Genomic DNA, 24,123 nt, shown 5'->3' with positions numbered 1-24,123 from the left:
ATCCGGGCGGCCGCCGAGCGCTGGCTCGGCACCGGCCGCTGGATCCTGTTGTTCGCCACCGGGCACATCGGCGCCACGTTGATCACCGTCACCGGGATCGACCGCTGCCTCATCCCGCTGCGCGTGGCCACCGCCCCGGACGTCGGCGCCGGCTACGGGTTCACCACGGTGCTCGCCGCGATGGCGTTCCGATTTCGCGGCGTCGTCCGGGTTCTGTGGGCGGCGGCGCTGGTCGCCGTGCTCGGCGCGACCACCTGAATCGGACCGACTTTCACCGGCTACGGGCATCGGTGCGCGGCCCCACCGCCTTCTGGACTCGTGTCGAACGGCAACGCGCCGCGACACCGGACGAAACCCAGGCGCACGCGCGCATTCGCTCCGGCCATGCGCGGGCTTTCGGCGGACGCCAGCCTCTCAGGGGGTGACCGCGGGGCCCGGCTCGCGTTTCACGAAGCCCACCAGCGGCTCCACCACCCGCGCCGCGATGGGGCCGAGCACCGCCATCAGCAGCACGTAGGCCGAGACGAGCGCGGCCAGTTCGCCGGCGACCGCGCCGGTCGTCACCGCCAAACCCGCGATGACGATCGAGAACTCGCCGTGCGCCACCAACGCCGCGCCGGCCCTGGCCCGGCCCATCCGCCGGATACCCTGCCGCTGCGCGGCCCACCAGCCGGTCGCGACCTTGGTCACCGTGGTCACCACGGTCAGCAGCACCGCCCAGCCGAGTACCGGCGGAATCGCGCGCGGGTCGGTACTCAACCCGAAGGCGACGAAGAAGATGGCCGCGAACAGATCGCGCAGCGGCTCCAGCAGTTTCGCGGCCTGGTGCGCGGTCGACCCGGAGATCGCGATGCCGAGCAGGAACGCTCCGACCACCGCCGAGATGTTCAGCGCCGAGGCCGCGCCGGCCACCAGCAGCGCCGCTCCGAGCAACTTGAGCAGGAACACCTCGTTGTCCGAGCTGTCCACGATGGCCGAGACATAGCGGCCGTAGCGCAGCGCCACCACCAGCACGAGCGTGATCGTCGCCAGCGCGACGCCGAGCGCCCGCAGTCCGCTGATGAAGCTCAGGCCCGCCAGCAGCGTGGTGAGGATCGGCAGGTAGACCGCCATGGCAAGGTCCTCGAACACCAGAATCGAGAGCACGACCGGGGTTTCGCGGTTACCGAGCCGGCCGAGATCGTTGAGCACCTTGGCGACGATGCCCGAGGACGAGATGTAGGTGACACCGCCCATGGTGAGCGCTCCGAGGAGGCCCCAGCCGAGCAGCAGCGCGACCACCACACCCGGGATCGAGTTGACGACGATGTCGACGAGGCCCGCGGGCCACGACCGCCGCAGACCGGTCACCAGCTCGGCGGCGGTGTATTCAAGTCCGAGCAGCAGGAGCAGCAGCACCACGCCGATCTCGCCCGCGACATGGCCGAACTCGTCGGCCTCGGCGAGATCGATGAACCCGCCCGACCCGAACGCGAGTCCGCCGAGCAGATAGAGCGGGATCGGCGACATGCCGACCCGTCCCGCCACTCGCCCCAGCATGCCGAGAGCGAAAAACACCGCTCCGAGCTCGAGCAGGGCGAGCGCGGTCGTGTTCACCGGTCAACCGTGCGAGAGGATCTTCGCGGCGGCGTCCAAGCCGTCGGGAGTACCGACGACAACGAGCAGATCGTCTGCGGCGAAGGTGAAATCGGGTCCGGGCGAGGGGTGCAGCTGACCGGCGCGCATCACCGCGACGATCGAGACCTTGGTGCGGGTGCGCATCGCCGTCTCGCCGAGGGCGCGGCCCTCGTACGGCGAATCCTCGGCGATCGGCAGCTGCCGGGTCGTGATGCCGGGAAGGTCGCGGTGGTCCTCGCGGAGTTTGGCCACCAGCTGCGGTGCGCCGAGCAGATTGGCGAGTACGGCCGCCTCGTCGCTCGTCAACGGCACCTGCGCGGCGCAGGCGTCGGGGTCGTCGAGCTTGGAGACGATCAGATCGATGCTTCCGTCCCGGTGGTCGACCACGCCGATCCGGCGGCCCGACCGGGCCTCGAAGTCCTTGCGTACCCCGATGCCGGGTAGTGCGGTGACGTCGACGTTCACTTGTTCAGCGTAGCCCCAGCCGGACGAAGTCCGTCCGAAGCCCCGCGCACGGCCGGGGTGCTAAACAGCGGCAAGGCCGCCGATGGCGCCGCGGACCAGGACGATGCCCGCGATGGCCAGCGCCCACCCGGTCGCGCTGTCGGCGTGGCGGGACAGAAAGGCGTCCAGCCGAGCCAGCAACGGTTCGATCCTGGTGTGCAGCAGCGACCTCCCCGCGATGAGCGCCAGCGCGGGAACCACCATCACAACGCAGTACCCGGCCAGCAGCGCCACCGAACCTCCGATCGGCACGTCACCGGCGGCGAGCAACCCGATGGCGGCCAGATACGGCACCATCGAGAACGCCTCCAGCGCACCGGCGCTCACCGCCAGCACCGCTAGCCCCGCGCCCGAGCGCTGGCTGCGCAGCGCCTTGGTGCGCCACGCCGCTGTCCGGTCCGGTTCGCCCCTGGCCCGGCGCTTCTTCGAATCGAAGCGCCACGAGACGGCGAAGAGCGCGACCCCGAGCGCCAGCTGCGGTACGAGCACGACCGGGCTGCGCGCCAGCTCACCGAACCGCTCGAGCCCGGCGCCGACCAATCTCAGCAACGCGATGCCGAGCGCGAAGTAGAAGCAGGCGATCGCGGCGAGGTAGAGCAGCAGCCGCCGGGCGGGCGGTCGATCGGGGGCGAGCAGCAGCCACACGGGGACGATCAGGGTGCCGATGCTGGTGCTGTCCACCAGCGCGAGCCCGATCAGGGCGAGCAACAGTGTCACGCAGCGAGCCTCGCGGTCCGCCGGTATGTGTCGCATCGGCCGTCGGATCGATCGCGCGTCATCACTTCGGCGGACCCGGGGCCGTCGACGCGTGTGCTGTGATGGGTCGGTGAAGCAGTGGCGCGCGTTGTCGGCGACCGCGCAGGACGCGCTGGTCGCGGCCTTCGCGTTCACCTTCGGCGCGTGCCTGTATCTGTCCGGGCTGTATCCGATGACCCAGGCGAGCGTCCCCCCTTCGCTCAGCGCCCGGTTCGGTGTGCTCGCGCTGCTGTGCGCCGCGACACTGCTGCGGCGGCGCGCGCCGCTGGCGGCGCTGGTGGCGGGCGCGGTTCCGGTCGGCATCGATCTGGCGCTCGGCCCGACGGTGCCGGTGTGGATCGTCTACTCGGATCTGATCTACGCGGCCGTCCTCTACGGCACGCGCGCGGTCTCCCGCTGGGTGACGATCGGCTGCGCCGGGCTGACGACGGTCCTCACGATCGCGGTCTTCGTCGGCACCGGTGACTGGCGGGCGCTGGTGCTCGCGGTCGCCGCGGCGGCCGCGTTCGTCGGCACGCCGATCTGGTGGGCGCTGTCGGTGCGCACGCACAAGGAGATCGCCGAGGCCGAGCGCGCGCGGGTGCAGGCGATGGCTTTGGTGGCCGAGCTGGACCGGCGCGCCGCCATCGCCGACGAGCGCAAGACGATGGCACGCGATCTGCACGACGTCATCGCGGGGCACCTCTCGGCCATCGCGATTCAGTCCGAGGCGGCGCTCGGCGTGCTGAGCCGCGAGGACGCCGATCCCGCGGTGGCCGGGATCCTCGGCTCGATCCGGGCCAACAGCGTCAGCGCGCTCCAGGAGATGCGGACCATGATCGGTCTGCTGCGCCGCGACGACGGCGGCGAGGACGAGCCCGCCGCACCGCGCACCCTGGCCCAGTTGCCGATCCTGGTGGACGCCGCCAGGTCGGCGGGAACGACGGTGCGCATTGCCGATTCGCTCGACGGCGCCGTGCTGCCCAGCGCGGTGGACCAGGCCGCCTACCGAATCGTCCAGGAGGCCTTGACGAACGCGATGAAGCACGCGCCAGGCCAACCGGTCGACATCGCGGTGCGTGCCGACCCGTCGACACTCGACGTGTCGGTGCGCAATCCGGCGCCCGCACTGGCGAACTCGGCCGGATCCGCGAATTCCGAAGGGGCGCACCGCGGCCTGATGAACATGCGGGAGCGGGCCGCCGCACTGGGCGGCAGCTTCGCCGCAGGACCGGAAGCCGGAGGCTGGGCGGTGCGCGCCAGACTGCCGCTCGGTGTGCCGGAGCCGAGCGCGGGCGCGGTGCCCGCATAACGATGTGGCGGCCGAACAGCGGAGGTGGCATGACGATTCGCGTGCTGATCGCCGACGACCACGGCGCGATCCGCGCCGGGTTGCGGATGATCCTGGACAGCGCCGAGGGCATCGAGGTGATCGGCGAGGCCGCCGACGGAGACATCGCGGTGGCGCAGGCCAAGGCGTTGCGTCCCGACGTGGTGCTCATGGACGTGCGAATGCCCGGCGTGGACGGCATCACCGCCACCGAGCGAATCACCGCCGACGCGCTGGCGCGGGTGCTCATCCTCACCACATTCGACTTGGACGAGTACGTCTTTCGCACCCTGCGGGCCGGCGCGTCCGGGTTCGTGCTGAAATCCACGTCGGGACAAGCACTCGTCGACGCGGTGCGCGCGGTCGCCGCGGGCGACGGGGTGCTGGCGCCGGAGGTCACCCGGGCGGTGATCGCCGCGTTCGCGTCTTCCGGCGTCGAGGCCGAACCCGCCGCGCCGGACGGGCTCGCCGATCTCACCGAACGCGAACGCGAGGTGCTGGACTGCCTCGGCGAAGGTTTGTCGAACGCGCAGATCGCGGCGCGGCTGTTCATCGGGGAAACCACGGTGAAGACACACGTCTCGCGGGTTCTCACGAAACTCGGTGTGCGGTCCCGTGTTCAGGCGGCCATCCTGGCCCGGCAGGCGCGCGAGCGCTGAGCGGCAGCGCTCATTCCGCCAGCGGCGCGAAAGTTCCGTCCGGACCGGGCCGATACTCGTCGACAGATGTGACGACGCTCACAGGCAGGGGACCGTACAGGTGCGGGAAGAGCATCGACGCCGGATCCGTCGGCACGCCCGGCTCCCATTTCACCGGGTCCACGAGCAGTTTCGCGTCGATGCGCAACAACACCAGGTCACACCTTCCGGCGTACAGCCGGTTGGCGGGCAGGTGCACCTGCCGCGGCGTGGAAAGGTGAACGAATCCCACCTCGGCCAACGAGGGCGGCCGGTGCGCACCGGTTTGCCGCGCGTTGCGCCACTCACACCAAGTACAAAGGTGAACCAGTGTGTGAGTGTCGTACGTCACGGGTAATCTCCCAACAGACCAACTGGATAGACGTGTTCGTGGGTGATCGAGTGCGGTTCGATCCCTGACCTGGCGCGTTCGCCATCAGCGAAATCCCAGGTCGTGTTAGAGAAAACACACAGAATCACTTGCGGGAACAATGCCCCCGTCCCGAACGTCTGACAGAGTAGTCATACCACTGCTGGGAAGTAGCGGTAGCGAGCTCGTGGTGAGTGACCACGGGCCCCACACCAGGTGAACGGACTGTAGTGCCGGGAGCCAGGACGGAGGAGTCATGCCAGGAACCCTGACAAGCACCCCACTGACCGCGGTCGATCGTTGCGACCGTTGCGGGGCGGCTGCCCGAGTGCGTGCCGTTCTGCCCGCAGGTGGAGAGTTGCTCTTCTGCCAGCATCACGCGAACGAACACATGGATCGGCTGCGTGAGCTCGAGGCCGTGATCGACACGGAGTCGGCTCCCGCCCTCTGACCGGTTTTCGCTTCCCGACACAACAGCATCGAACAACAGAAGAAGGCCTTACCCGCAGCGGGCGACGATTCGTCGCCCGCTGCGGGCATGTTCGGACTTCGGTGTGCTGAAGATCACAGTGCCTCGAGCGCACCTCCGCCTTCGCCCCGGCCATGCGCGGGCTACTTGCGGACTGCGTCCGGCTGTGTCGGCCGAGTCACACCATCGAGTTCGGCGAGGATCCCATCCAATAGCCGAGTCAACCCGAATTCGAACGCACCGTCCGGATCGGCGGGCGCCTGATACCGCTCCCCCACCGCCGCGCCGACCCGTCCGGCGAGCGGGAACTCGCCGAGCGGCATGACCCGGGCCAGTTCGGGACCGTACCGCTCCCACCACTGCGCGTCGCTCAGCTCCGCCGCGCCGCGGGCCGCGGCCACCGCCATCCGCGCGTTCCCGGTGGCGAATTCGGTCAGCACCGCGATCGCCCGGTCCATCGCGAGGTCCGTGAGACCGATCCCCTCGATGGCCGCCAGCTGACGCTCGTAGCGTCGCATCCGACCCGGCCCGAGCACTGCCCGCCAAGGCGACACCTCCAGCAGCCACGGGTGCGCCAGCACCTCGGAGCGGGCCTGGCGCGCGATCGCGGCCATCCGCTCGCGCACCGGCAGCGCCGCGGGGATGGGCACGTCCTCGGCGGCGACGGCGTCGACCATCAGCACGCTCAGCGCCTCCTTGCTCGGCACGTAGGTGTACAGGCTCATCGGCCGCAGTCCCAGCTCCGCCGCGACCGCGCGAATCGACACCTTCTCGTACCCCTCGCGGTCGGCCAGTGCGACGGCCGCCGCGACCACGGCGTCGACGCTCACCGTCTGCTTCGGACCACGCCCGCCCGTGCGCGGCGGCATCGACTGCCGCCACAGCAGGTGCAGCAGTCGCCTGGCCTGGTCGTCGTCGCTCTGCTCGGGCAAGGGACTCCTCGGAACAAACCCGGTACGGTGTACGTTGTCACGATACTCCGTACGCCATACGATGATCTAGGGGTTCGCTCTGCCCAGCACACAGGCCACCTATCTGCCCGACCGTCACCTCTTCGCCCTGTGGACCTGGACGGGTCACGGACCCGGGCGCGCGCCCGCGGATCTCGGCGACCGGGAGACGCTGGCGCTCGCGCTGCCGACCGGCCCGCGCCGAGCCATCGAGGTCGTCGATGTCGACTGCGCGCTGATCTCGCCCGCGGAGCTCGCCGCACTGGATGGCGACCCGTCATCGGCACCCTGGATGTCCGACGCGGGCTCGTCGCTGCGGGTCTGGCAGACGGTCCTGCGCGCAGACGAACCCGTCGGCGCACTGCCCATCGCCGCCCACGCCGTACCGGACGCCGCGGGCACCGCGATCGTGTCCGCCGACCGCGCGTTGCGAGCCCTGCTCGACACCGAGGCGGTGGCCGCCGACCTGGCGACCACCCTGCACGCCGACCTGCGCCCCTATCAGGCGCGCGGGGTCGGCTGGCTCACCGAGACCACCGAGGCGTACGGCGGCGCGGTGCTGGCCGACGAGATGGGTCTCGGAAAGACGGTGCAGGCCATCGGTTTTCTGCTCGGGCGTGCACCGGCGGGCGCGCAGCTCGTGGTCTGCCCCACGTCGCTGGTCGGCAACTGGGCGCACGAGATCGCCCGTTTCGCACCGGAACTGCGTCCGATCGCCTGGCGCGGCGGAGAACTCGCCGCGGCCCCGGGTGACATCGTGGTGGTCGGCTACCCGATGCTGCGGCTGCACGGCCACCTCCTCGCCGAACGAGACTGGGCGACAGCGATATTCGACGAGGCGCAAGCGTTGAAGAACCCGCGCACCCAGCTCGCGAAAGCCGCCCGCGCCCTCACCAGCCCCGCCAAGGTCGCGCTGACCGGCACGCCGGTGGAGAACCACCTCGAGGAACTGTGGGCATTGCTGCATCTGGTCGCGCCTCGCCTGTTCGCCCATCGCGGCCAGTTCCGCCGCCGTTTCGTCCGGCCCATCCAGGAGGGTTCGGCCGCGGCCGCCGCCCGGCTTCGCGACACCATCGAACCGGTCGTGCTGGCGCGCAAGAAGTTCCATGTCGCCGCCGCGCTGCCCGCGAAGATCCACACCGACCTGCTCTGCGATCTGACCGCCGAACAGGAGAAGCTCTACGATCAGCTGCTGGAGCGGGCCATCGACGACGGCTTCGGTTCCGGCGCGCAACGGCAGAGCCGGGTGCTCGCCGCCCTCACCGCGCTCAAACAGGTGTGCAACCACCCGGGCCTGATCACCGGCGATCTCGCCGAGCTGCCGGGCCGTTCGGGCAAGCTCGACCTGTGCACCGACATCGTCGCCACCAACCTCGAAACCGATTCGCCGACCCTGATTTTCACCCAGTACCGGCAGACCGGTGAGTTGCTGGTCCGTCACCTCGCCGAGCAGTTCGGTGTCACCGCGCCGTTCTTCCACGGCGGACTGAACCAAGCCCAGCGCGCGGCGATCGTGCGCGACTTCCAGTCCGCGGACGGGCCGCCGGTGCTCGTGCTGAGCCTGCGGGCGGCGGGCACCGGTCTCACCCTGACCCGCGCCGCCGACGTGGTGCACTTCGACCGCTGGTGGAATCCCGCCGTGGAGGCGCAGGCCTCGGACCGCGCGCACCGGATCGGCCAGACCCGCACGGTCACCATCACCACCCTCACCTCCGGCACCACCGTCGAGGAGCACATCGCGGGCATGCACGACCGCAAGTCCGCGCTGACCGATCTGTCGGACACCGCGGGCATCGCCGCGCTGGCCCGCCTCGACGACGACCAACTCGTCGAGATCCTGCGACGGAAGCGAGAGAACTGATGGCGGACAACGAATTCGGCTACACCGCCTGGGGCATGGACTGGGTCCGGCTCGCCGAACCGCTGCGCCAGACCCGGCCCGATCCGCTGCTGCCCCGCGCCCGCAGCATCGCCCGCAACAACGGCGTCCAGGCCACCGTCGAAGGCCGCGTCGTGCGCGCGCACATCCATCGCGGCGGGCAGGCCTCGGTGACCCACCTGGAGGTGGCGCCGCTGTCCCGGCAGGCGGTGGCCGCGATCGCCGAGGTGATCCCGGATCCGACGGTGCTGACCGACGAGACGCACCGCGCGCTCGCCGCGGCGGGGGTGCGGCCCGCCGCGGTGCTCGCCGCCGTCGACTGCTCGTGCTCGGCGCGCAGCGACCGCTGCGTCCACGTGCTCGCCACGCTCTACGACATGGCGCGCCGAGTCGACGAGCACCCGCGGCTCGCCCTGGAGATCCAAGGCTATTTCGAAGCGGCGCACGCCGATTCGGAGATCACCGTCGAACAGCCGCGCTGGACGCCGATCAATTCCTTGGATCCGGATCACTTCTTCGAACCGGTGTGAGTCCGGCGGTACCGCACCGGGTGAGCGTCAGGCGTTGGTGCCGCTGTCCACCGTGAGGATCGCGCCGGTGATGCTGCGCCCGGCCGGGCCCGCCAGGAACGCCACGGTGGCGGCGATGTCGTCGGCGGTGCCGAAGCGCCCGAGCGCGGTGAGGCCTACCTGGGTCGCGGCGTGTGCGCCGTCGGCCGGGTTCATGTCGGTGTCGGTCGAGCCGGGCTGCACCAGATTCACCGTGATCGACCGCGGGCCGAGTTCGCGCGCCAGCGCCTTGGTGAATCCGTTGAGCGCCGACTTGCTCAGGTTGTAGAGCGCCAGACCGCCGAACGGGGCGTGCTCGGTGAGGTTGGTGCCGATGCTGATGATCCGGCCGCCCTCGGTCATGTGCGCGACCGCCGCTTGGGCGCCGACGAACGCGGCGCGGGCGTGCACGTGCAGCGCCCGGTCGATCTCCTCGACGGTGAACTCCTCGAACGGCTTGCTCGGGAAGATGCCCGCGTTGTTCACCAGCACGTCGAGCCCGCCCAATTCGGCGGCCGCGCGATGCACCGAGTCCGTCACCTCGCCCGCGTCGGCGCTGTCGGCACGCAGGGCGATCGCGCGCCCGCCAAGCGCTTCGATCTCGGCGACAACGGTTTTGGCGGCGGTCTCGGCGCTCTGGTAGGTCAGCGCGACATCCGCGCCCGCGGCGGCCAACCGCCGGGCGATCGCCGCTCCGATCCCCCTGCTGCCGCCGGTCACCAGTGCCACCTTGCCGGTCAGGTCGGACATCGGTACTCCTCCAATTTTTGTGTCGATCAGTACATAAATAGCTAAGCCCACGGCGACCGGCCCGTCAAGGGGTATATTTAACGATCGACACAGAAAGGAGCAGCCGTGGCCGAACGGGGTCGTCCCCGCGCTTTCGACCGCTCGGTCGCGCTGCGCCGGGCAATGGAGGTGTTCTGGGAGCACGGCTACGAGGGCGCGTCGATGAGCGATCTCACCGCCGCGATGGGCATCAACTCGCCCAGTCTCTACGCCGCGTTCGGCGGCAAGGAGGCGCTGTTCCGCGAGGCCATCGAGCTGTACGGCCGCACCGACGGCGGCTACACCGACCGCGCACTACGCGAGGAGCCCACCGCACGCGCCGCCATCGAGGCCATGCTCCGGGACAACGCCGCCGCCTATACCGCCGAGGACAAGCCGCACGGCTGCATGGTGGTGCTCGCGGGCGCGACGTACACGACCCGCAACACCGGGGTGCGCGACTTCCTGGTCGAAAAGCGCAGGGAGACCACCGAGCACATCCACGCGCGCCTGCGCCGCGGTGTAGCCGACGGCGATCTGCCCGAGCAGACCGATACGGCGGCGCTGGCCGCGTTCTACACGACGGTGCTCTACGGACTGTCCATCCAGGCCAGGGACGGGGCCGCTCTCGATGAACTCACCCGTTCCATCGATTGCGCGATGGCGGCTTGGCCAGCGGGCTGAGCCCTACCCGGGCACGGATCGATCCGCACCACGACGCCTTGCGTCCTCGACCGTTTTGCGTCTTCGACGCCTTGGGCTCAGACGCCGACGATGCGGCCGCTACCGCCGACGCAGCGCGGCGATGCGCTCGTGCAGCTGGTCGGCCGTGGCCAGCGCGGTCGGCGGCCCGCCGCACTCACGCCGCAACTCGCCGTGGATCACCCCGTGCGGCTTGCCGGTGCGGTGGTGGTGCATGGCCACCAGGCTGTTGAGTTCCTTACGCAGTTCCCCGAGCCGGTCCGCGGTGGCCACCCGCTCGGCGGCGGTCGCGACCTGCGGCGCGGGTTCCGCGATCTTCGGCTCACCGCGATCGGCCAGCTGACGCGCTTGGCGCTCGCGCAGCAGCGCGCGCATCTGGTCGGCGTCGAGCAGGCCGGGAATGCCGAGATAGTCGGCCTCCTCGTCGCTGCCCGCGAAGGTGGCGGTGCCGAACGAGGAGCCGTCGTAGATCACCTGGTCGAGCTCGGCGTCCGCGGCGAGCGCCACGAACTTCTTCTCTTCCTCGCCCGGCTCGTCCTTCTGCTTGGCCGTGTCGGTCAGCAACTCGTCGTCGAGGCCGTTCTTCTCCCGGTGCGGCTTGCCGATGACGTGGTCGCGCTGCAACTCCAGCTGCGCGGCCAGATCCAGCAGGACGGGCACCGAGGGCAGGAACACGCTCGCCGTCTCGCCGGGGCGGCGCGCACGCACGAATCGGCCGATGGCCTGGGCGAAGTAGAGCGGCGTCGAGGCGCTGGTCGCGTAGACGCCGACGGCGAGGCGCGGCACGTCGACGCCCTCGGACACCATGCGCACCGCGACCATCCACGGCTGGGTGTTGTTGCTGAACTCGGCGATCCGGTTCGATGAGGCGGGATCGTCGGAGAGCACCAGGGCCGGCCGCTCCCCCGAAATGTGTTCGAGCAGCTCGGCGTAGTCGCGGGCCCGGTCCTGATCGGTGGCGATCACCAGGCCGCCCGCGTCGGGCATGCCCGAGGCGCGCTTCTGGCGCAGCCGGATGTCGGCGGCGCGCAGCACCGCGGAGATCCAGTCGCCCGCGGGGTCCAGCGCGGTCCGCCAGGCGCGCGCGGTCTGTTCGGCGTTGAGCGGCTCGCCGAGGCGGGCGGAGTGCTCCTCGCCCGCGCTGTCGCGCCAGTGCGCGTCACCGGAGTAGGCCAGGAAGACCACCGGACGGACGACGCCGTCGGCCAGCGCCTCGGCGTAGCCGTAGGTGTGGTCGGCGCGCGACTTGGGGAAACCGGATTCGTCGGGCTCGTAGACGACGAACGGGATCTGGCTGTCGTCGGAGCGGAACGGCGTACCGGTCAGCGCCAGCCTGCGCGTCGCGTCGCCGAACGCTTCCGCGGTCGCGTCGCCCCAGCTCTTGGCGTCGCCCGCGTGGTGGATCTCGTCGAGGATCACCAGCGTCCTGCGGTTCTCGGTGCGCACCCGGTGCCGGGACGGATGCGAGGCGACCTGCGCGTAGGTGACGACCACGCCGTGGTAGTCGCCGGAGGTGCCGCCGGTGGCGTTGGAGAACCGGGAATCCAGCTGGATGCCGCTGCGCGCGGCCGAGGCCGCCCACTGGTGCTTGAGGTGTTCGGTCGGCGCGACCACCGTGATCTGGTCCACGGTGCGGTCGGCGAGCAGCTCGGCGGCCACCCGCAGCGCGAAGGTCGTCTTACCCGCGCCGGGCGTCGCCACGGCGAGGAAGTCGCGGGGCTTGGTGGCCAGGTATTTGGTGAGCGCGCGCCGCTGCCACGCGCGTAGCGAACCGCCCCCGGCTGCCGACTTTCCCGAATCGCCCGGCGTCGCTCCATCTCCCGCCGCAGCGCCATCCGACCCAGTCACGGAGAAGACAGTAGCGGCCGGGGACGGCGTGTCGCCAAACCGACGCGGCGGTCGCGATCCGCGTCACACATTCCCTGCGCGCCGCCCCGTGTTCACCTGTTGCCCGCCGACACGATGCGGGGACGGGCCGGTGCGGGAGCGTCGAGTACGCGATGCTGTAGACACCATGACCGAAGCCAGTCCCCCACCCGCGCGCGGGCCCGAGCCGATCCACAGCGGCGGCGCGGGCACGCCACCGCACGGCGCGGACGTCGTCGTCCGGCGGATCCGGCATGCCGGACGGCAGGCTCGCAGGCTGGTGGTCCGGGTGTCGGGGAAGGCGTGGGACGACTCGATCTTCGCCAAGTCCGCGGCCGCCGCGTTCTGGCAGACCCTGTCGCTGGCCCCGCTGTTGCTCGGGGTGCTCGGCAGTCTCGGTTACGTCGGCGGGTGGTTCGGCCCGGACACCGTCGAGATCGTCGAATCCAAGATCATCACGTTCAGCCGGGAGTTTCTCAGCGAGGCCGTCGTCACCGATCTGATCGAACCGACCGTCGGCGACGTGCTCGGCCGCGGGCGCGGCGCGGTGGTGTCGTTCGGCTTCGTGCTCTCGCTGTGGGCCGGATCCTCGGCGATGGCCACCTTCGTCGACGCGATCGTGGAAGCGCACGACCAGCAGGACGCCCGGCATCCGGTGTGGCAGCGCATCTTCGCGCTGCTGCTCTACGTGCTGTTCCTGGTGGCGGCGGTCTTCATCCTGCCGCTCGTCGCGCTCGGTCCCAGCCTGATCGGCCGGGTGCTGCCGGACGCGTGGCGGGAGCCGGGTCTGCGGCTGCTGGACAGCTTCTACTATCCCGGCGTCGGCCTGTTGCTCATCGTCGGCCTGACCACGCTCTACAAGCTGGCGCTGCACCGCACGCTGCCCTGGCATCGGCTGTTCGGCGGGGCGCTCGTCGCGGGCGTGTTCTTCATGGCGGCCAGCGAGGGGCTGCGCAGGTACCTGTCCTGGATCACCGCGACCGGCGTGAGTTACGGCGCGCTGGCGACGCCGATCGCCTTCCTGCTGTTCACGTTCTTCCTCGGCTTCGCGGTGATCCTCGGCGCCGAGTTCAACGCCGCGGTCCAGGAGTTCTGGCCCGCCCGCGCCACCCGCATCGAGCAGATGCGGGAATGGATCTCCAACCAGGTGCGCGGCGAGACGCCGGACGAGGACACCGACGCCGACGTGCCGGATCGCACCGACTCGGCGCGCGCGATCACCCCGGCCGCGCGAGACGCGCTCCGTAGCTCGGGATGACCGCGGTCCGAGGTCGGGGGACTCAGTCGCCCTTGCGCAGGGACTCGTAGACCTTCTTGCACTCCGGGCAGACCGGCGAGCCGGGCTTGGGCGAGCGGGTCACCGGGAACACCTCGCCGCACAAGGCCACGACCACGGTGCCCATGACGGCGCTCTCGGCGATCTTGTCCTTCTTCACGTAGTGGAAGAACTTCGGGGTGTCGTCGCCCGTCGTCTCGTCGGTGGTCGTATCCGGGCGAACCAGGGTGTCGGTACTCACGGATTCCATGATGCCGTATGACGGTCCGGTGGGTCGCCCACGCCCGAAGCCCGCGCCGAATCGACCTGGTGTGTGCGCTCGGAACACGGGAGTGGAAGACTCGGGGTATGCAGCAGTACGGCGACTCCTCCGACGCCGACGACATCGGCCGCGGTGTTCGCCCGGACGTCTCATCCACCCCTTCTCCGTCGCGCGGGTACTTCCCCGGAAACGACGACAAGCACCCGGTGCTCATCACCGAGGCCGCCCCTTCGCTCGAGGATCAGCACCGCGCGCGGGTGCGCAGGTACACGATCCTGATGGCGTTCCGCATTCCCGCGCTGGTGCTGGCCGCCGTCGCCTACAGCGCGTGGGGCAGCGCCTTGATCTCGCTGCTGATCATCGGCGCGTCGATTCCGCTGCCGTGGATCGCGGTGCTCATCGCCAACGACCGCCCGCCGCGGCGCAAGGACGAACCCAGCCGCTGGGACCGCCCTCACAAGGCCATCGAATCGCGCCCGCACAACGCCATCGACGGGTGAGTTCCCTCAGGCGACGATCCGCCTGCGGATGACGATCGACATCAGCGCCGCGAGCCCGCACAGCGCGCCCGCCACGTACCAGGCCGTGTCGTAGCTGCCCTGCACGTCGCGAATCACGCCCGCGCCGGTGGCCGCGATCGCCGAGCCGATCTGGTGTGAGGCGAAGACCCAGCCGAAGGCCACCGGCCCGTCCTCGCCGAACAGCTCGCGGCACAGCGCGACCGTCGGCGGGACGGTCGCGATCCAGTCCAGGCCGTAGAAGATCACGAAGACCCACATGCTCGGCTCGGTATGCGGCGCGAACAGCGAGGGCAGGATCAGCAGCGAGAGCCCGCGCAGGCTGTAGTAGGCCAGCAGCAGATAACGCGGGTCGACCCGGTCGGTGAGCCACCCCGAGGCGATGGTGCCCGCGACGTCGAACACACCGACCAGCGCGAGCAGTCCGGCCGCGGTGGTCGGCGGCATCCCGTGGTCGTGCGCCGCGCTGACGAAATGGGTGCCGACCAAGCCGTTGGTCGAAGCGCCGCACACCGCGAAACCGCCCGCCAGCAACCAGAATCCGCGCGTCCGCGCGATCCGCGCCAGCACGGTGAGCGCCCGTGTCGCGCCGCCTCGAGCGGTGGTGCGCGTCCCGGCAGACGAGCCGGGTTCCGCGCCGTACGCGGAAACGCCCACGTCGCTGGGGAAGTCGCGGATGAACAGCAGCACCAGCGGCACCACCGCCAGCGCCGCGCCCGCCACCACCAGCGCGGGCAGCCGCCACCCGTGCTCGTGCGCCAGCGCCGAGACCAGCGGGAGGAAGACCAGCTGCCCGGTCGCGCCCGCGGCAGTCAGGACGCCGGTGACCAGGCCGCGGTGGCGCACGAACCAGCGCCCGGTGATGGTCGCCACGAACGGCATCGACATCGAGCCGACACCGACGCCGACGAGCAGTCCCCAGGTCGCGACCAGTTGCCAGGCCTGGGTCATGAAGACGGTCAGTCCGCTGCCCGCCGCGACGAGCACCAGCGCGCAGGCCACCACCCTGCGGATGCCGAACTTGTCCATCAGCGCGGCGGCGAACGGCGAGATGAGCCCGTAGAGCAACAGATTCAGCGAGACCGCGAGCCCGATGGTGCCGTGCGACCACCCGAACTCCGCGTGCAGCGGGTCCATCAGCACGCTCGGCACGGAACGGAACGCGGCCGCGCCGAGCAGAGCGACGAAGCCGACCCCCGCGACGATCCAGGCCGGGTGCGGCCGCCGCGCCACCGGGTCGACGGGCTCGGCGGACTCGGCGGGTGAAGTGCGCAGTTCGGTCACCCGCCGAGCTTGCCGGAAAACCGCGCGCCGAACGAGTGGCACGAATGCCACAGAACATCGAGATTCCGCCAAACCGGTTCGACAGTCCTCCGGCTGCCCCCTACTGTGTCCCGGGGGCACGGCGGCCGTGTGGCCTGCACCGCACTGGTCACTCGCCGTGTCCCGCAACACCTGCTCGGCGCACTCGCCGGGCCACCACGTCGGCGGTCGCGGGTACCTCCCGCACGGCACAGGAGACAACATGATTCGCTGGGTCTGGGCGTTCCTCGACCGTCCCGCACAACGTTTCGACGCCTGCGCGACCTTCTGGTCGACCATCACCGGCACCCAGCTCTCCGCGCGCCGCGGCGACGACAACCAATTCCTCACGCTGCTACCGGATCCCGCGCTGTTCGCCGCGGCCGGGGTCAAGATGCAGTCGGTGAACGGCCTCGGCGGCGTGCACTTCGACTTCGACGTCGACGACATCTCCGGCGCCGTGCGCACCGCCCTGGACCTGAACGCCGAACTGGTCGCCAACCACCCCGACTACGCGGTGCTTCGCTCGCCATCCGGGCAGATCTTCTGCTTCACACCGAGCGGCCGCGCCAAGGGCCGCCCCGCGCCCGCCTTCCGCGCGCCCGACGGCACGCTGAGCCGCCTCGATCAGGTGTGCCTGGACATCGGCGCGGCCGATCACGAGGTGGAGACGCGCTTCTGGGCCGACCTCACCGGGTGGAAGCACACGCCGGGCCGACTCGCCGAGTTCTCCCGGCTGCGCCCGGCGGAGCCGATGCCGGTCCAGTTGCTGTTGCAGCGCCTCGGCGAGAACCGGCCGACCAGCGCGCACATCGATCTGTCCTCGTCCGATATCGAGGCCACCGCGGCGTGGCACGAGTCGCTCGGCGCGACCCTGGTGCAGCGGCACGAGCACTGGATCGTGATGACCGATCCGGGCGACGCCCTGTACTGCGTCACCGGACGCGACCCGAACGGGGTGTGAGCCGCGGCTCCTCTCCGCGGAGCGGTCACGGGCCGCTTCCTCAGCCATCCGCCGTGCGACCAGCGCGTCCGCAACCGTCGTGCGGATGCCCGCGGGTAGCGGTGGCAGAGTACCGGTGTGCCTACGAACCAGACGACCACCGGATCCCTGCTCACCGCCCTGTGCCCGGAGCTGCGGACGGCGCTGACCCGCGTCGGCTACGACGCCGACACGCTGCTGTCGGCGCTGGGACCGGACGCGCACGCGGCGCTGGGCCGGTCCGAGCCGGTGCCGGTGCGGCGGGCCGCGCGGGCGGCGGGTGAACTCGGCACGCTGATCCGGCTGCTGCTGCTCGGCGACGCCCTGCCCGAGCGCGAGGTGGCGGCCGCGCTGGCGCCGGTGGATATCGAACAGGCCGTCGCGGCGGGTCTGCTGGAGCGCGACGGCGACGAGGTCCGCGCGGCGCTGGACCTGCGTCCGCTGGACGCGGGCGAGGGCAACCGCTGGATCCTGTCCGATCTGGACGACTCGATGCGCAGGCGCACCCTCACCGAGGATCACGTGCTCGGTGTCGGCCACGCCTCGCTGTCGCTGCTGCGCGCCACACCGACCCGGCCCGTCGGGTCGGTTCTCGATCTCGGCACCGGCTGCGGCGTGCAGGCGGTGCACGCCGCCTCCTACGCGCGCACCGTCACCGCGACCGACGTGAATCCCCGCGCGCTGTGGCTCGCCGAGGCGACGGCCGCCCTCAACGGCCTCGACATCGAACTGCTGGAGGGTTCCTGGTTCGAACCGGTGGCCGGGCGACGGTTCGATCAGGTGGTGGCGAATCCGCCGTTCGTCGTCGGCCCCGCGCGTATCGAGCACACCTACCGCGATTCGGGCCTGGCCTTGGACGGCGCCAGCCAGCTGGTCGTCTCGCGCGCGCCCGAGCTGCTCGCGCCGGGCGGCACCGCGGCCATGCTGGCGGCCTGGGTGCACGTGGACGGCGAGGACTGGCGCCAGCGCGTCTCCTCCTGGCTGCCCGCCGAGGGCGTCGACGCCTGGGTGGTGCAGCGCGATGTCGCCGATCCCGCGCTGTACGTCGGTACCTGGCTGCGCGACGCGGGCCTGGACCCGCGCGATCCGGCGTCGCAGGCCCGCGCCGAGCGGTGGCTGGACGCGTTCGCCGCCGCGGACGTCGAGGGCATCGGTTTCGGCTTCGTCTACCTGCGTGCGATCGACGGCCCGACCGAGTTGCTCGCCGAGGACCTCACGCACGGCTTCGACGATCCGCTCGGCGCCGAGGCGAGCGCCTATTTCGAGCGGTCGGCCTGGCTGCGCACCGTGGCGAGTGACGAAAAACACGCCTGGACCGCACGTTTCGCGGTCGAGCCCACGACGGCGCTGGAGCGGGTGTCGCTGCCGGGCTCCGACGGCTGGGCCGAGCGCGTCGCGCGGCTGCACCGCGGCGACGGTCCGCGCTGGCAGCACGAGGTGGATGAGACGACGATCGCGCTGGTCGCGGGAATGCGGCCGGACGGACTTCCGTTGTACGAGCTGGTCGAACTGCTGGCGCTCGCCCACGGAGCCGAGGAGGTCACGCCGGAGTTCGCGGCCGACGCGCTGACCGTCGTCACCGGATTGGTCCGGCACGGATTGATCGCTCCCGTGTAAGCACGGGGCAACCGGGTATGCGTCGGCGGAGGCATCGGACAGGGAGGCGTTCCCGCCCGCGGGGGTTCTCAGGAACTTCTCAGACGTAAGTGACCGAAACCGCAGTTCAGAAGCGGTTTATCGGGGCGCGAGCGGGGAACTTTCTCTCTGTCGGGTCCGTTGATCGGAGTGAGACACCACCGACAGGAGGCAAGTCATGACCAGCCCCGCCACCACTCGAGTGCGCACCAGCGAATCGGACCTCGACGCCCAGAGCCCTGCCGCCGACTTGGTACGCGTGTACCTGAACGGGATCGGCCGCACCGCGCTGCTCTCGGCCGCAGACGAGGTCGAGCTGGCCAAGCGCATCGAGGCGGGCCTCTACGCCCAGCATCTGCTGGAAACGGGCAAGCGGCTTTCCGCCGGCCGGAAGAAGGATCTCGCCATCATCGTGCGCGACGGCCAGGCCGCACGGGCACACCTGCTGGAAGCCAATCTCCGCCTCGTGGTCTCGCTCGCCAAGCGCTACACCGGCCGCGGCATGCCGCTGCTGGATCTCATCCAAGAGGGCAACCTGGGCCTGATCCGGGCGATGGAGAAGTTCGACTACGCCAAGGGATTCAAGTTCTCCACCTACGCGACGTGGTGGATCCGCCAGGCCATCACCCGCGGGATGGCCGATCAGAGCCGCACCATCCGGCTGCCCGTCCACCTCGTCGAGCAGGTGAACAAGCTGGCCAGGATCAAGCGTGAGCTGCACCAGCAGCTGGGCCGCGAAGCCACCGACGAAGAGCTTGCCAACGAGTCGGGCATCCCGGTCGACAAGATCTCCGATCTGCTCGATCACAGCCGCGACCCGGTGAGCCTGGACATGCCGGTCGGCAACGACGAAGAGGCGCCGCTCGGCGACTTCATCGAGGACTCCGAGGCCACCTCGGCCGAGTCCGCGGTGATCGCGGGACTGCTGCACCACGACGTGCGCAGCGTCCTGGCGACCTTGGACGAGCGCGAACAGCAGGTCATCCGCCTGCGCTTCGGCTTGGACGACGGCCAGCCGCGCACCCTCGACCAGATCGGCAAGCTCTTCGGACTGTCCCGCGAGCGGGTGCGTCAGATCGAGCGTGAGGTCATGGCGAAGCTGCGCAAGGGCGAGCGGGCCGACCGCCTGCGGGCCTACGCCAGCTGACCCATCGACGCCGGGTGTTTCCGAGGCGCCCCGGCGTCCGACTTGGTGACCTACGCGGTCACCGCACAGACGCCGACCGGTGTCCGCGCGACCCGTCCCCTCCGGGTTCCGCGCGAACCGGTCGGCGAACTCGTTGTCAGGCCGGATCGACGGCGACGTCGTAGTTGACCGTGTCACCTTCCACCGAGGTCACCGTGACGGTGAGGCCGAGCGTTTCGCCGCCCGCGGTCAAGGTGCAGCGCATGGTGGTGCCAACCTTGCCCTCCAGGTCGTCGGGGCAGTCGATGCTGTCGGGCTCCTGCCCGACCTCCGCGGTCAAGGTCTGTTTGACCGACTTCTCCAGCTCGCTTTCCTTCACCTGGGGCGTGGAGGAACCGACCTCCACCGAACATCCCGCTGCCAGGAACGCAAAGGCGAAAAGCCCGGCGAGGGTAGTGGCTTTCATGTCGACACCTCTCTGGTCGAATCTCTCGGATCTTCACCAGATCGGGTGCCGCCCGGGCGGCGTTAACGCCGCTCCACAGCGGGTGTCTCATGCCAGCCGCCGCGGGCCGCTGTCGAACCGGCTCGGCTCGGGGCCGACTCGGCCGCGCGCGTAAAGGATTTCCGCCGAGGTCGGCGAGGCCAGCACGGGATCGAAGGACAGCTCGCGCATTTCGGGGAGGTCGTCGAACAGCGCCGAAATGCGTTGGGCGAGTTCGGCGAGCGCCGCCTTGTCCACGCGTGGGCTCGCCGGCGTTCCGGAGAGCAGCGGGGCCGCGCGCGGAGCGTCGATCAGCGCCGCCGCTTCGTCACTGGTCAACGGAAGCGCGCGATAGGCGCGGTCGCCGAGCATTTCGATGATCGTGCCGGACAGGCCGAACTCGATCACCGACCCGAAAGACGGGTCGTCCTGCACGCGCAGGATGCAGCCGACGCCCTTGGTCGCCATCTTCTGGATGTGCAGCACCGGGTCGCCGCAGATCTCCACCAGATCGGTGTAGGCCTGGCGCACCGCCTCCGGCCGCCACAGGTCGAGCCGCACACCGATCAAATCGGGCCTGCGCCGCCACATCTCGCCGGTCGCCTTCGCCGCCACCGGATAGCCCAGCTCCTCGGCCGCGGCCACCGCCTCCTCGGCGTCGCGCACCTCACGGAACTCGACGACCTGGATGCCGTAGCAGGTGAGCAGCTCGGCGGCCTCCAGATCGGTCAGCCAGCGGCCGCCCGAATCGCCCATCCACTTCGCCACCAGTCCCCTGGCTCGCTCGGTATCGATCCCGTCCGGGCGCACCACCGCCGACACGGGTTTGTCCCGCCACTCCGCGTAGCGGCGGACCCGCGCCAGCGCACGCGCCGCCCGTTCGGGATCCGGATACGACGGAATCGATCCGTGCACCGCCATCCCGCCCTGACCGCGCACCGCGAGCAGATTCGGAATGCCCTGCTCGGCGATGAACGTGGTGAGAATCGGTTTGTCCGCCTCGGGCACCGCGGCCGCGGCCGCCCGGATGGCGTCGGCGAACCCGGCCATCGGCAGCGGCACCGGCGGCGCGAAAACCACTATGACGGAATCGATCTCGTCGGATCGCAGGGCGGCGACGACCGCGTCGAGATAAGCGCCCGGTGTCGCCTGCGGCCCCAGATTCACCGGTTCGGCCGCGTCGAGGCCTTCGCCGCGGGCCGCGTCGACGGCCAGCCAGCTCAGCGCGGTGCTGTTGCTGATCACCGCGAGGCGCGAACCACGGGGCAGCGGTTGATAGCCGAGCAGTGCGGCGCAGTCGAACAGCTCCGAGATCGAGTCGACCTGCACGATGCCCGCCTGCGCGAACAGGTCTCGCACGATCGAGCGGTCCATATCGCGCGGGGGCTGGCTGTGCCCGGCCTGCCGCCCGCTGCTCACCGCGACGATCGGTTTGGTGCGCGCCACCCGTCGCGCGATCCGGGAGAACTTGCGCGGGTTACCGAAGCTCTCCAAGTACAGCAGGATCACGTCGGTGTCGGGCGCGGTGTCCCAGTACTGGAGCAGATCGTTGCCGGACACGTCGGCGCGGTTGCCCGCCGAGACGAAGGTCGAGAGACCCAGGTTCCGCGCGGCCGCCTCGCCGAGGATGGCCGCGCCCAACGGCCCGGACTGGCAGAAGAATCCGATCCGCCCGCGCGCGGGCAGCACCGGCGCCAGCGTCGCGTTCAGCGACACCGCCGGATCGGTGTTGGCGATGCCCAACGCGCTCGGGCCCACCACCCGCATCCCGTGCACTCGCGCCGCCGCGACCAGGTCGCGCTCGGCGGCGAGCCCCTCCGGGCCGGTCTCACCGAACCCGGCCGTCAACACCACCAAACCCTTGACGCCCTTGGCCATACAGTCGTCGAGAACCGAGTCGATCGCGGCGGCGGGCACCGCGACCACCGCCAAGTCCACCTCGTCGGGGATCTCGCGCACGGTGGCGTAGGCGCGCACGCCGCGAACGAACTTCCGGGTCGGATTGACCGGATACACCGGGCCCTGGAACACGCCCGACAGCAGGTTGGCCAGCACCACGCCGCCGACCCGGCCCGCGGCGGGCGTGGCGCCGATCACCGCGACCGACCCCGGCGCGAGCAGATTCCCGACGCTGCGCGCCTCCGAGGCGCGCTCCCGCGAATCCCGAACGGAAACCAGCGCTTCGGTGGGGTCGATGGCGAACTCCAGGTGCAGCACCGAGCCGTCCCTGGCGCGCTCGACCTGATACCCGGCCTCGCGGAAGACAGTGACCATCACGGTGTTCTCGGCCAGCACCTCCGCGACGAAGGTCTCGATCTTGTTCTCCGCCGCGGCGCCCGCCAGATGCTCGAGCAGGATGGAGCCGAGGCCGCGCCCCTGGTGCCCGTCGGCCACCACGAAGGCGACCTCGGCGGCGCGCGGACCGGTGCGGTCCAGCAGCTCGTAGCGGCCCACCGCGATGATCTGCTCGCCGAGCTCGACCACCAGGCCGACCCGGTCGTGATAGTCGACATGGGTCGTCCGGTACAGGTCCTTCGGCGAGATGCGCGGGTAAGGACCGAAATACCGCAGGTACCTGGTGCGATCGGAGAGCGCGGCGTGGAATTCCTGCAGCCGCTCGCCGTCCTCGGGGGTCACCGGCCGCAGCCGCACCACCCCGCCGTCGGAGGCGAGCACGTCGGCGAACCAATGCTGCGGCGGCGGGGGCGGCGTCGCCGGCGTGGACGGAGAGTCCGGGACGGGGATCTGCTCAGTCACGGGGGTCCTCCGGATCCAAGCCGAGCAACCCGAAGCATGCTCGGCGCGTAGCCAATACGGCCGTGTCGACGGCCCGCTGCGCACGGTCGGCGCGCGCATCCCCAGTCTCCCCCGTTCCACCGGGCCCGTCCCACGGACGGAATGTGATGTCGCCCCCTTCCCCCATGGTGCGCGGCGGCTCGGTGTTCGGCGCCACTGCGCGCACCAGATCGATCCAGTCCTGCGGCACCGGGGTTTCCGGCGCGATGTCGCGGTCGAGCGCGGTGGCCAGCAGGTGCGTCCACGCGCGCGGGACCACCCGGACCAAGCCGTAACCACCGCCGCCGACTGCGAGCCAGCGTCCCTCGGCGTACTGATCGGCGAGATCCCGCATGGCGCGGAACGCCGCGCGCTGTCCGTCCACCGTGAGCTCCAGATCGGCGAGCGGATCCTCGCGGTGGGTGTCCACACCGCACTGGCTCACCACGATCTGCGGACGGAACGCGGCGACCGCGCCGGGCACCACCGCGTGAAAACCGCGCAGCCACTGGGCATCCCGGGTCCCCGGCAGCATCGGCAGGTTGATCGCGGTGCCTTCGGCCGCGCCCGTGCCGATCTCCTCGGCCCAGCCGGTGTTGGGCCACAGGGTCGCCGGGTGCTGATGGATCGAGACGGTGAGCACCCTCGGGTCCGCGTAGAACGCGCGCTGCACGCCGTCACCGTGGTGCACGTCGACGTCGAGATAGGCGATGCGGTCGAAGCCGTGGTCGAGCAGCCAGGAGATCGCCACGGCCGCATCGTTGTAGACGCAGAAGCCCGAAGCCGACGAGGGCATCGCGTGATGCATGCCACCGCCGATGCTGACCGCCCGCCGGGTCCGGCCCTCGGCGATCTCGCGCGCCGCGGCCAGCGTGCCGCCGACGATGATCGAGGCCGCTTGGTGCATGCGCGGGAACACCGGGTTGTCCGGCGATCCCAGGCCGTAGGGCGGGGCGAGCGGCTCGCCCGCGGGCGCCACCGCGTGCTCGACCGCCTCGATGTAGTCGGCGGTATGGACGCGCAACAGTTCGTCGCGGCCCGCGGGCTCCGGCTCCAACCGCTCGACACCGTCGAGCAATCCCAGACTTTCGGCCAGCGCCATGGTGAACTTCAGTCGCGCCGGTTTCATGGGGTGCTCCGGCGTCCAGCTGTAGTCGAGGAAGCGTTCACTCCACACGACCGTGCCCGAACTCCGGTGCGCCCCTGGTTCGCGGGGCGACGCCGAGGGTGCAGTGGCCATGCTCGCAACGGTACGCGGGAAGCTACCAGCCCCGTCGGGCGTTTGTATGCAGTAGAAATGAGGCAAGTGCGAACACGGCGACAGGCCGTGCGCCGACGCGGTTCCGGT

Annotated in this window: 24 protein-coding genes; 12 read left to right on the top strand and 12 right to left on the bottom strand. The window is 70.6% G+C overall.

Annotated elements, in window-relative coordinates; translation table 11 throughout:
- On the top strand, positions 1–258 hold the full coding sequence (locus FB390_RS16465) for a rhomboid-like protein (protein WP_342780445.1): 258 nt from the start codon (positions 1–3) through the stop codon (positions 256–258).
- A 156-nt stretch (positions 259–414) separates the two neighbouring features.
- On the opposite strand, the gene FB390_RS16460 is transcribed toward FB390_RS16465, so the two are convergent.
- From FB390_RS16460 to FB390_RS16450, 3 genes are read right to left on the bottom strand one after another with little or no spacing between them, the layout of a single operon-like run.
- Complete coding sequence (locus FB390_RS16460) at positions 415–1,596, bottom strand: cation:proton antiporter (protein WP_141809724.1); 1,182 nt, start codon at positions 1,594–1,596, stop codon at positions 415–417.
- A 3-nt stretch (positions 1,597–1,599) separates the two neighbouring features.
- On the bottom strand, positions 1,600–2,082 hold the full coding sequence (locus FB390_RS16455) for a cation:proton antiporter regulatory subunit (protein WP_067779578.1): 483 nt from the start codon (positions 2,080–2,082) through the stop codon (positions 1,600–1,602).
- Positions 2,083–2,142: 60 nt separating this feature from the next.
- Positions 2,143–2,838: a GAP family protein gene (locus tag FB390_RS16450; RefSeq protein WP_246124056.1), complete on the bottom strand. Its 696-nt coding sequence runs from the start codon at positions 2,836–2,838 to the stop codon at positions 2,143–2,145.
- 109 nt (positions 2,839–2,947) lie between these two features.
- Between FB390_RS16450 and FB390_RS16445 the strand changes: the two genes are divergently transcribed.
- A complete protein-coding gene (locus FB390_RS16445) occupies positions 2,948–4,168 on the top strand; it encodes a sensor histidine kinase (RefSeq protein WP_246124055.1) in 1,221 nt (406 codons plus the stop codon).
- 29 nt (positions 4,169–4,197) lie between these two features.
- The gene (locus FB390_RS16440; protein WP_141809722.1) at positions 4,198–4,845 is read left to right on the top strand and encodes a response regulator; all 648 of its coding nucleotides are present in this window, start codon (positions 4,198–4,200) and stop codon (positions 4,843–4,845) included.
- Positions 4,846–4,855: 10 nt separating this feature from the next.
- Here FB390_RS16440 and FB390_RS16435 read toward each other — a convergent pair whose 3' ends face one another.
- Positions 4,856–5,215, bottom strand: coding sequence for a DUF952 domain-containing protein (locus tag FB390_RS16435; RefSeq protein ID WP_141809721.1), 360 nt, complete (start codon positions 5,213–5,215; stop codon positions 4,856–4,858).
- 274 nt (positions 5,216–5,489) lie between these two features.
- On the opposite strand from FB390_RS16435, the gene FB390_RS34265 reads away from it, so the two are divergent.
- Entirely contained in the window at positions 5,490–5,684 is a 195-nt protein-coding gene (locus FB390_RS34265) for a DUF7455 domain-containing protein (protein ID WP_029903635.1), read from the top strand.
- 161 nt (positions 5,685–5,845) lie between these two features.
- On the opposite strand, the gene FB390_RS16425 is transcribed toward FB390_RS34265, so the two are convergent.
- Positions 5,846–6,571: a TetR/AcrR family transcriptional regulator gene (locus tag FB390_RS16425; protein ID WP_141811827.1), complete on the bottom strand. Its 726-nt coding sequence runs from the start codon at positions 6,569–6,571 to the stop codon at positions 5,846–5,848.
- Positions 6,572–6,944: 373 nt separating this feature from the next.
- Between FB390_RS16425 and FB390_RS16420 the strand changes: the two genes are divergently transcribed.
- The gene (locus FB390_RS16420) at positions 6,945–8,513 is read left to right on the top strand and encodes a DEAD/DEAH box helicase (protein ID WP_246124053.1); all 1,569 of its coding nucleotides are present in this window, start codon (positions 6,945–6,947) and stop codon (positions 8,511–8,513) included.
- A complete protein-coding gene (locus tag FB390_RS16415) occupies positions 8,513–9,061 on the top strand; it encodes a hypothetical protein (RefSeq protein ID WP_141809719.1) in 549 nt (182 codons plus the stop codon). Before FB390_RS16420 ends, FB390_RS16415 begins: the two co-directional genes overlap by 1 nt.
- Positions 9,062–9,088: 27 nt before the next feature.
- Here FB390_RS16415 and FB390_RS16410 read toward each other — a convergent pair whose 3' ends face one another.
- Positions 9,089–9,829 carry an SDR family NAD(P)-dependent oxidoreductase gene (locus tag FB390_RS16410; RefSeq protein WP_141809718.1) on the bottom strand — a complete coding sequence of 247 codons (741 nt, stop codon included), beginning with the start codon at positions 9,827–9,829 and terminating at the stop codon, positions 9,089–9,091.
- 105 nt (positions 9,830–9,934) lie between these two features.
- Here FB390_RS16410 and FB390_RS16405 point away from each other — a divergent pair, with 105 nt between their 5' ends.
- Positions 9,935–10,531 (top strand): TetR/AcrR family transcriptional regulator, encoded by a 597-nt coding sequence (locus FB390_RS16405; protein WP_141809717.1) that lies wholly within the window; start codon positions 9,935–9,937, stop codon positions 10,529–10,531.
- 99 nt (positions 10,532–10,630) lie between these two features.
- Here FB390_RS16405 and FB390_RS16400 read toward each other — a convergent pair whose 3' ends face one another.
- Positions 10,631–12,397, bottom strand: coding sequence for a DEAD/DEAH box helicase (locus FB390_RS16400; protein ID WP_141809716.1), 1,767 nt, complete (start codon positions 12,395–12,397; stop codon positions 10,631–10,633).
- Positions 12,398–12,563: 166 nt separating this feature from the next.
- Here FB390_RS16400 and FB390_RS16395 point away from each other — a divergent pair, with 166 nt between their 5' ends.
- The gene (locus FB390_RS16395) at positions 12,564–13,673 is read left to right on the top strand and encodes a YihY/virulence factor BrkB family protein (protein ID WP_141809715.1); all 1,110 of its coding nucleotides are present in this window, start codon (positions 12,564–12,566) and stop codon (positions 13,671–13,673) included.
- A gap of 22 nt (positions 13,674–13,695) precedes the next feature.
- Here the strand turns inward: FB390_RS16395 and FB390_RS16390 are convergent, their stop codons facing one another.
- Positions 13,696–13,932 carry a DUF3039 domain-containing protein gene (locus FB390_RS16390; protein ID WP_067780064.1) on the bottom strand — a complete coding sequence of 79 codons (237 nt, stop codon included), beginning with the start codon at positions 13,930–13,932 and terminating at the stop codon, positions 13,696–13,698.
- A gap of 107 nt (positions 13,933–14,039) precedes the next feature.
- On the opposite strand from FB390_RS16390, the gene FB390_RS16385 reads away from it, so the two are divergent.
- The gene (locus FB390_RS16385) at positions 14,040–14,453 is read left to right on the top strand and encodes a DUF3099 domain-containing protein (protein WP_141809714.1); all 414 of its coding nucleotides are present in this window, start codon (positions 14,040–14,042) and stop codon (positions 14,451–14,453) included.
- Between the two features lie 6 nt (positions 14,454–14,459).
- On the opposite strand, the gene FB390_RS16380 is transcribed toward FB390_RS16385, so the two are convergent.
- Positions 14,460–15,755, bottom strand: coding sequence for an MFS transporter (locus FB390_RS16380; RefSeq protein WP_141809713.1), 1,296 nt, complete (start codon positions 15,753–15,755; stop codon positions 14,460–14,462).
- Positions 15,756–15,996: 241 nt separating this feature from the next.
- Between FB390_RS16380 and FB390_RS16375 the strand changes: the two genes are divergently transcribed.
- The 3 genes from FB390_RS16375 to FB390_RS16365 all read left to right on the top strand — a co-directional run bounded on the left by FB390_RS16375 (position 15,997) and on the right by FB390_RS16365 (position 19,537).
- Positions 15,997–16,737, top strand: a complete 741-nt coding sequence (locus FB390_RS16375; RefSeq protein WP_141809712.1) for a VOC family protein — start codon at positions 15,997–15,999, stop codon at positions 16,735–16,737.
- Positions 16,738–16,854: 117 nt separating this feature from the next.
- On the top strand, positions 16,855–18,372 hold the full coding sequence (locus FB390_RS16370; RefSeq protein WP_141809711.1) for a DUF7782 domain-containing protein: 1,518 nt from the start codon (positions 16,855–16,857) through the stop codon (positions 18,370–18,372).
- A 196-nt stretch (positions 18,373–18,568) separates the two neighbouring features.
- Positions 18,569–19,537: a sigma-70 family RNA polymerase sigma factor gene (locus FB390_RS16365; RefSeq protein WP_067779550.1), complete on the top strand. Its 969-nt coding sequence runs from the start codon at positions 18,569–18,571 to the stop codon at positions 19,535–19,537.
- Positions 19,538–19,673: 136 nt separating this feature from the next.
- On the opposite strand, the gene FB390_RS16360 is transcribed toward FB390_RS16365, so the two are convergent.
- The 3 genes from FB390_RS16360 to FB390_RS16350 form a co-directional block, all read right to left on the bottom strand.
- On the bottom strand, positions 19,674–19,982 hold the full coding sequence (locus FB390_RS16360; RefSeq protein ID WP_141809710.1) for a DUF4333 domain-containing protein: 309 nt from the start codon (positions 19,980–19,982) through the stop codon (positions 19,674–19,676).
- An 87-nt stretch (positions 19,983–20,069) separates the two neighbouring features.
- Complete coding sequence (locus FB390_RS16355; RefSeq protein WP_246124052.1) at positions 20,070–22,757, bottom strand: bifunctional acetate--CoA ligase family protein/GNAT family N-acetyltransferase; 2,688 nt, start codon at positions 22,755–22,757, stop codon at positions 20,070–20,072.
- The gene (locus FB390_RS16350; protein WP_141809708.1) at positions 22,750–24,015 is read right to left on the bottom strand and encodes an acetoin utilization protein AcuC; all 1,266 of its coding nucleotides are present in this window, start codon (positions 24,013–24,015) and stop codon (positions 22,750–22,752) included. Before FB390_RS16350 ends, FB390_RS16355 begins: the two co-directional genes overlap by 8 nt.
- Positions 24,016–24,123 lie beyond the last annotated feature (108 nt).

Origin of the sequence: Nocardia bhagyanarayanae, assembly GCF_006716565.1 — a bacterium.
GTDB lineage: Bacteria > Actinomycetota > Actinomycetes > Mycobacteriales > Mycobacteriaceae > Nocardia > Nocardia bhagyanarayanae.
This window is presented reverse-complemented; position numbering and strand designations above follow the sequence as displayed.

Coding starts and splice junctions, on each gene's coding strand:
- FB390_RS16440 (WP_141809722.1), top strand. CDS start 4,198: ATGACGATTCGCGTGCTGATCGCCGACGACCACGGCGCGATCCGCGCC.
- FB390_RS34265 (WP_029903635.1), top strand. CDS start 5,490: ATGCCAGGAACCCTGACAAGCACCCCACTGACCGCGGTCGATCGTTGC.
- FB390_RS16425 (WP_141811827.1), bottom strand. CDS start 6,571: ATGCCGCCGCGCACGGGCGGGCGTGGTCCGAAGCAGACGGTGAGCGTC.
- FB390_RS16420 (WP_246124053.1), top strand. CDS start 6,945: ATGTCCGACGCGGGCTCGTCGCTGCGGGTCTGGCAGACGGTCCTGCGC.
- FB390_RS16415 (WP_141809719.1), top strand. CDS start 8,513: ATGGCGGACAACGAATTCGGCTACACCGCCTGGGGCATGGACTGGGTC.
- FB390_RS16410 (WP_141809718.1), bottom strand. CDS start 9,829: ATGTCCGACCTGACCGGCAAGGTGGCACTGGTGACCGGCGGCAGCAGG.
- FB390_RS16395 (WP_141809715.1), top strand. CDS start 12,564: ATGACCGAAGCCAGTCCCCCACCCGCGCGCGGGCCCGAGCCGATCCAC.
- FB390_RS16385 (WP_141809714.1), top strand. CDS start 14,040: ATGCAGCAGTACGGCGACTCCTCCGACGCCGACGACATCGGCCGCGGT.
- FB390_RS16375 (WP_141809712.1), top strand. CDS start 15,997: ATGATTCGCTGGGTCTGGGCGTTCCTCGACCGTCCCGCACAACGTTTC.
- FB390_RS16365 (WP_067779550.1), top strand. CDS start 18,569: ATGACCAGCCCCGCCACCACTCGAGTGCGCACCAGCGAATCGGACCTC.
- FB390_RS16360 (WP_141809710.1), bottom strand. CDS start 19,982: ATGAAAGCCACTACCCTCGCCGGGCTTTTCGCCTTTGCGTTCCTGGCA.
- FB390_RS16350 (WP_141809708.1), bottom strand. CDS start 24,015: ATGGCCACTGCACCCTCGGCGTCGCCCCGCGAACCAGGGGCGCACCGG.